Below are 5,737 nucleotides of genomic sequence, written 5' to 3' on the forward strand. Positions count from 1 at the left end.
AACGTCGGGCGCTTCTTCGGAATCGTGGGGAGCTGCATGGGGAAATTACCTCTTCCGTAGCGGGACCCCTGAATTGTTAGGGGGCGCGGATCCCCGGGTCAAAGACCCCCGCTACGGGGTGCTTTCGTAGCACGCTTATGCGGCGCTGATATCCGGTGCGACAGGGCGGCCGAGGCCCACTAAGCGACCTAGTATGTGACCCACGCCTCGTAGAGGGCATCACAAAGGGCCCGCACAGTATTCACCGCGAGCGAGAAAAGGCACGCGCTGCGTGAGGGAAATATGTGACCGCGGCCACTCGCCGGGCGCCCTCGCGTACTTCGGTACGTGCACGGGGGTGGTCCGGCGGCGTGCGCGGCCGCATCATCGGCCTCCAAGGCACGCGGTGCGCGTGCGGAGGACGGGAAGGGGAGGGACGCGATGGGCGACGCGGGACAGGGGGTCGGCCGCCGGGCGTTAGTGGCGGGGGCGGTGCTCGGCGCCACGGGCCTGGCGGCGGCCCCGGCGCGGGCCGCGGGCGGGCCCGTGGCCGCGGGGGTGCGTAGGTACGCCTGCGGCGGGCACACCGTGGTGGCGCGGCCGCTGGCCGACGGCGACGGGTCGAACCCGCTGGTGCAGATCAGGGACGTCAACCGGGCCGGGCAGGTGCTCGGCATGATCGACGCCGGGGAGGGGGCCACGCCCCGGTGGCCCTCGGCGATCTGGGCGGACGGGCGGGTCACCGTGCTGCCGCCGCCGGTGGCGGACGCCGTGGACTGCGGTGCGACCCGGCTCAACGACCGGGGCCAGGCCGCGGGCTACTACACCGTGTCAGGCCGCGAGCACGCCACGCTGTGGACCGCCGGGGTGCCCCGGGTGCTGGACATCGGCACCGCGTACAGCAGGGCCTACGCCCTCGACAACGCCGGACGGGCCGCCGTCCGCGGCTACGACGTGCCCAGCGGGGAGACCGCCACCTGGAACACCGTCTGCCTGGTCGACGGGACCACCGTGACGACCGTCGAGGCGCTGAGCGGCCGCAGCCTGGCCGTGGCGGGGATGAACGACCGCGGCGACGTCCTGGTGAGCACCGCCGTGCCGCAGGGCGGGCCGCACGGCGCGTTCCTGTGGCGGGACGGCGCGGTCGTCACCGACTTCGCCGGTGTGCCGGGCCTCCAGGGCGTCACCGGCCCGGACGCCCACGGGAACGTCGTCGGCGACTTCAGCGCGCCCGACGGGGGCCCGAATCCGCGCGTCTTCCGCTGGTCGGGCGGCGCGCTCGACACCGTGACCGGCCCGGACGGCAGCAGTGCCTGGGTGTCCGACCCCGTCATCCACCGGGCGCTCGACGACACCGGCGACTTCGTCGGCGTCGCGGGCACCCCCACGGGCAACCGCCCCTTCCTGTGGAGCGCCGGCACCCTCACCGACCTCGGCACCCTCGGCGGCAGGCTCGCGTACCCGGTCGGCGTGAACGACTCCCGCCAGGTCGCGGGCGTCTCCCAGCGCGCCGACGGCTCCTACGGCGCCTTCCTGTGGCGCGCGGGCGAGCTGATCGACCTCGCCCCGCCCCCCGGCTTCGACGGCATCTCCGTCGACGCGATCACCGAACGGGGCGACGTCCTGGGCAGCGCCTTCACCGCCGGGTCCGCGGCCGCGTACTTCCGCTTCACGGTCCTGTGACCGGGGCCCCACGGCCGTAGGGAGGGAAACGCGGCACACTGGAGGGCATGCCGGAATTGCCTGAAGTGGAAGCGTTGCGGGGGTTTCTCGGGGAGCGGGTGGTCGGGGAGACCGTCGAGAAGGTGTACGCCGTGGGGGTGCACGCGCTCAAGACGTACGAGCCGGGGGTGGGGGTGCTGGAAGGGCGGCGGGTGGACGAGGTGGGGCGGTTCGGGAAGTTCCTCGGGCTGCGGGCGGGAGACGTGTGGCTGGTGATGCACCTGGCCCGGGGTGGCTGGGTGCGGTGGAGCGAGAAGGTCGCGGAGGCTCCGCCGCGGCCGGGGAAGGGGCCGCTCGCGCTGCGGGTGCGACTGGTGGGCGGGGCGGGGTTCGACGTCACGGAGGCCGGGACGCAGAAGCGGCTGGCCGTCTACGTGGTGCGCGATCCGCAGGAGGTGCCGGGGGTCGCGCGGCTCGGGCCCGACCCGCTCGCGGCGGACTTCACGCCGGAGGTCTTCGCCGGGCTGCTCACGGGTGAGCGGCGGCAGATCAAGGGCGTGCTGCGGGACCAGGGCGTGATCGCCGGGATCGGCAACGCCTACTCCGACGAGATCCTGCACGCCGCCCGCATGTCCCCCTTCAAGCTCGCCGCGAGCCTCACCCCCGAGGAGGTCGCGCGGCTGTACGAGCTGATCGGGACGACGCTGACGGACGCGGTGGAGCGCTCGCGCGGGCTGCCGCTGCGCGATCTGAAGGCCGAGAAGAAGAGCGGGCTGCGGGTGCACGGCCGCAAGGGCGAGCCGTGCCCGGTGTGCGGCGACACCGTCCGCGAGGTGTCCTACCGCGACTCCGCCCTCCAGTACTGCCCCACCTGCCAGACCGGCGGCAAGCCGCTCGCCGACCGGCGGATGTCGCGGCTGCTGAAATAGCGGCCGGGCCGCGCGGGGATCAGGCCCTGTCGATATGGACGTTCGTCGACTTCACCCGGGCCACCGCCTCCGCGCCGACCTCCAGGCCCAGCTCCTCGACGGCCTCGCGGGTCACGAGCGAGACCAGCCGGTGCGGTCCGGCCTGGATCTCCACCTGCGCGGCGACGTCGCCGAGCTTGACGGCCGTCACGATGCCGGGGAAGGCGTTGCGCACCGAGGTGCGGGAGGGCTCGACCTCGGGGTCGGCGGACTGGGCGATCTCGACGGAGAAGGCCGCCAGGTCGCGCCCGTCGACGACCCGGTGGCCCGCCTCGTCGCGGTGGGTGGCGACCCGGCCCGCGTCCGCCCAGCGGCGGGCGGTGTCGGGGCTGACGCCGAGCAGGCGCGCGGCCTGTCCGATGGTGTACGACGGCATGGCGCCAGCCTAGAGTCCGCGCGCGGCGTTTGCCGTCAGCGTCTGCGGCCGGGGTGCGCCGCCACGGTTTGCGGCCCGAAGACATTCCGGACCGCGGCCGGTCGGGGCAGACTTGCCGCATGACGTCGAAGCCGCTGAGCAAGGGTGCCAACACACCGGTCACCGCGACCGCCGTACGGGTGGTGCTGACATGGGCCGCGGGGCCCCCCGGGGGGACGGACCCGGACGCCTCCGCGCTGCTCCTCGCCCGGGACGGGAAGGTGCGCTCGGACGACGACTTCGTCTTCTACAACCAGCCGCGGCACGCCTCGGGCGCGGTCCGGCACACCGGCAAGCAGCAGGCGGGCGGCGCGCACACCGACACCGTCGAGGTCGAACTCGCCCGGCTGGAGACGGCGGTCGACCGGGTCGTCCTCGCCGCTTCCGTGCACACCGGCACCTTCGGCTCGCTCAGCGGCCTCGGGCTGCGGCTGCTGGACGCGGCCTCCGGCGTGGAGTTCGCGCGTTTCGACGTCACGGCGACGACCGAGACCGCCCTGGTCGGCGGCGAGTTCTACCGGCGCGACGGGGGCTGGCGCTTCCGCGCGATCGGGCAGGGGTACGCGTCGGGCCTCGCGGGGCTCGCGACGGACTACGGGATCAGCGTCGACGACGAGCCTGCGCCCGTCCCCGCGCAGGCCCCCGCCCCCGTACCGCCGCGGGCCGCGCCCGCTCCCCCGCCGCCTCCGCACGCGGCGCCGACGCTGGCCGCGCCCATGCCGCCGCTGCCGCCGGCCCAGCAGTGGCCGGCCCCGCAGCCGCCCCCGCCCGCGTACGGGCAGCCCCCGGCCCCGGCGTACGGGCAGCCGCCCGCCCCCGCGTACGGTCAGGTCCCGCCGCCTCCTCCGCCGCCGCCCGGCCCGTACGGCGCGCCCGCCGCGCCGGCCGGTCCCGCGGCGCCGCTGCCGCCCCCGCCCGCGTACGGGCAGCCGGCGCCCGGCTACGGGACCCCCTCGTACGGCGGCCAGGCCGCGCCGCCGAACCTCGTCAAGGGCGAGGAGCACCTGCCCCTCGACATGCGCAAGCGGCTCTCGCTGCGCAAGGAGCAGGTCGCGGTCAGCCTGCGCAAGCACGGCGCGGAGAACGCCCGGGTGCGGATCGTGCTGGTGCTGGACGCGTCCGGCTCGATGTCGCACATGTACGCGGCCGGTGTGGTCGCGGGTGTGGTGGAGCGGATGGCGGCGGTCGCCGCGCAGCTCACCACGGACGGCACCATGGAGGCCTGGACCTTCGCGACGAACGCGGCGCGGCTGCCGACGCTGATGCTGGGCGACCTGCCGAGCTGGATCCCGCTGCACGTGCGGGTCGGCGAGTTCGCGTTCGGCCGCAAGCGCAAGAAGCCCCCGACGGGGCTCCAGCCGGGCCAGGTGGACATGCGGCAGATCGGCATCCAGAACGAGGAGCAGAAGGTCATCGCGCAGGTGCGGGACTACGTGCGGTCGGCGCCGTCGCCGTACGGCACCTTCGTGCTGTTCTTCTCCGACGGCGGGGTGCACCGCAACGCGGCGATCGAGCAGGAGCTGCGGGCGTCGGTGGAGGAGCCGATCTTCTGGCAGTTCGTGGGCCTCGGCAACGGCGGCTACGGCGTCCTGGAGCACCTGGACACGATGACCGGGCGGCGGGTGGACAACGTCGGCTTCTTCGCCGTGGACGACATCGCGCGGCTGTCGGACGCCGAGCTGTACGACCGTATCCTCACCGAGCTCCCGGCCTGGCTGAAGGCGGCGACCGCGGCGGGCATCCTGCGCTGACCGGCCGATGACCGGCCGATGACCGGCCGCGGGGCGAGGCGGGGCGGTGTGGGTGCGGCGGCGGTGCGGCCAGGGGATGGTGTCATGGCCGGACCGCCGCCGCGGTCTCGCGGGCCGCGCGTCGCGGGCTGTCAGGCTCCGTAGACGTGCAGCCCGGAGGCCTGGCCCGCGGGCCAGCCGGTGTTGGCCGTGAAGACCAGCCGGACGTAGCGGGTGGTGACCGCGCTCGGCAGGCTGAGCGTGGCGGTGTTGCCGGTCGCCGGGTTGAAGGTCACGGTGGTCGCGGCGAGCAGCGTGCCGGGGTTGTTGTTCCCGTCCGTGCTGCCCTGCACGGTGATCGTCTGGGTGCGGGTGGCCCAGGCGGCGGCCGGCGGGAGGTCGACGACGACGCGCTTGACGGGGAGGGCGCTGCCGAGGTCCACCTGGAGCCACTGGGGGAAGGCGTTGTTGGCGCTCTCCCAGTAGGTGTTCTGGTCGCCGTCGACCGCGTTGCCGGAGCCGTAGGTCTGGGTGTGACTGCTCTCGGCGGTGGGCTTGCCGCGCGCCAGGTCGGTGGTGCCCGAGGGCGCGTCGGTGGTGACGGAGACCTGGTTGGAGCCGGCCGAGGTGTTGCCGGCCGCGTCGGAGGCGACGACGTCGAAGGTGTACGCGGTGGCGGCGGTCAGTCCGGTCACGGTGAAGGACGTGCCGGTGGTGCTGCCCGCCGGGGTGGTCGTGCCGCCGCCGACCCGCCGCACCTGGTAGCCGGTGACGCCGGTGTTGTCGGTGGACGCGGTCCAGGCGAGCGACACGGTGGTGTCGGTGTGCCCGGTGGCGTGCAGGGAGCCGGGCGCGGTGGGCGCCGTGGTGTCGCCGCCGCCCCCGCCGACCGTGGGCTGGGTGGGGCGGGTGGCGGTGAGGGCGATCTGGCCTTTGAGCATGCGGCCGCCGTCGCCGGTCAGGCGCAGGTAGTAGTCGGAGGA

The 5,737-nt window shown here is 74.6% G+C and carries 5 protein-coding genes; 3 read left to right on the forward strand and 2 right to left on the reverse strand.

The window, feature by feature from the left end:
• The first annotated feature begins 420 nt into the window (after nt 1-420).
• Entirely contained in the window at nt 421-1,662 is a 1,242-nt protein-coding gene (locus ACWERV_RS36315; RefSeq protein ID WP_452941123.1) for a hypothetical protein, read from the forward strand.
• A 47-nt stretch (nt 1,663-1,709) separates the two neighbouring features.
• Nucleotides 1,710-2,570 (forward strand): Fpg/Nei family DNA glycosylase, encoded by an 861-nt coding sequence (locus ACWERV_RS36320; protein ID WP_398188159.1) that lies wholly within the window; start codon nt 1,710-1,712, stop codon nt 2,568-2,570.
• Nucleotides 2,571-2,589: 19 nt separating this feature from the next.
• On the opposite strand, the gene ACWERV_RS36325 is transcribed toward ACWERV_RS36320, so the two are convergent.
• Entirely contained in the window at nt 2,590-2,985 is a 396-nt protein-coding gene (locus ACWERV_RS36325) for a TOBE domain-containing protein (protein WP_398188156.1), read from the reverse strand.
• 119 nt (nt 2,986-3,104) lie between these two features.
• Here ACWERV_RS36325 and ACWERV_RS36330 point away from each other — a divergent pair, with 119 nt between their 5' ends.
• Nucleotides 3,105-4,775 (forward strand): VWA domain-containing protein, encoded by a 1,671-nt coding sequence (locus ACWERV_RS36330; RefSeq protein WP_452941126.1) that lies wholly within the window; start codon nt 3,105-3,107, stop codon nt 4,773-4,775.
• Between the two features lie 131 nt (nt 4,776-4,906).
• On the opposite strand, the gene ACWERV_RS36335 is transcribed toward ACWERV_RS36330, so the two are convergent.
• Nucleotides 4,907-5,737 (reverse strand): discoidin domain-containing protein (locus ACWERV_RS36335; protein ID WP_452941128.1); only part of this gene is annotated, 831 nt, incomplete at its 5' end.

The sequence above is a fragment of the Streptomyces sp. NPDC004031 genome (assembly GCF_053604375.1).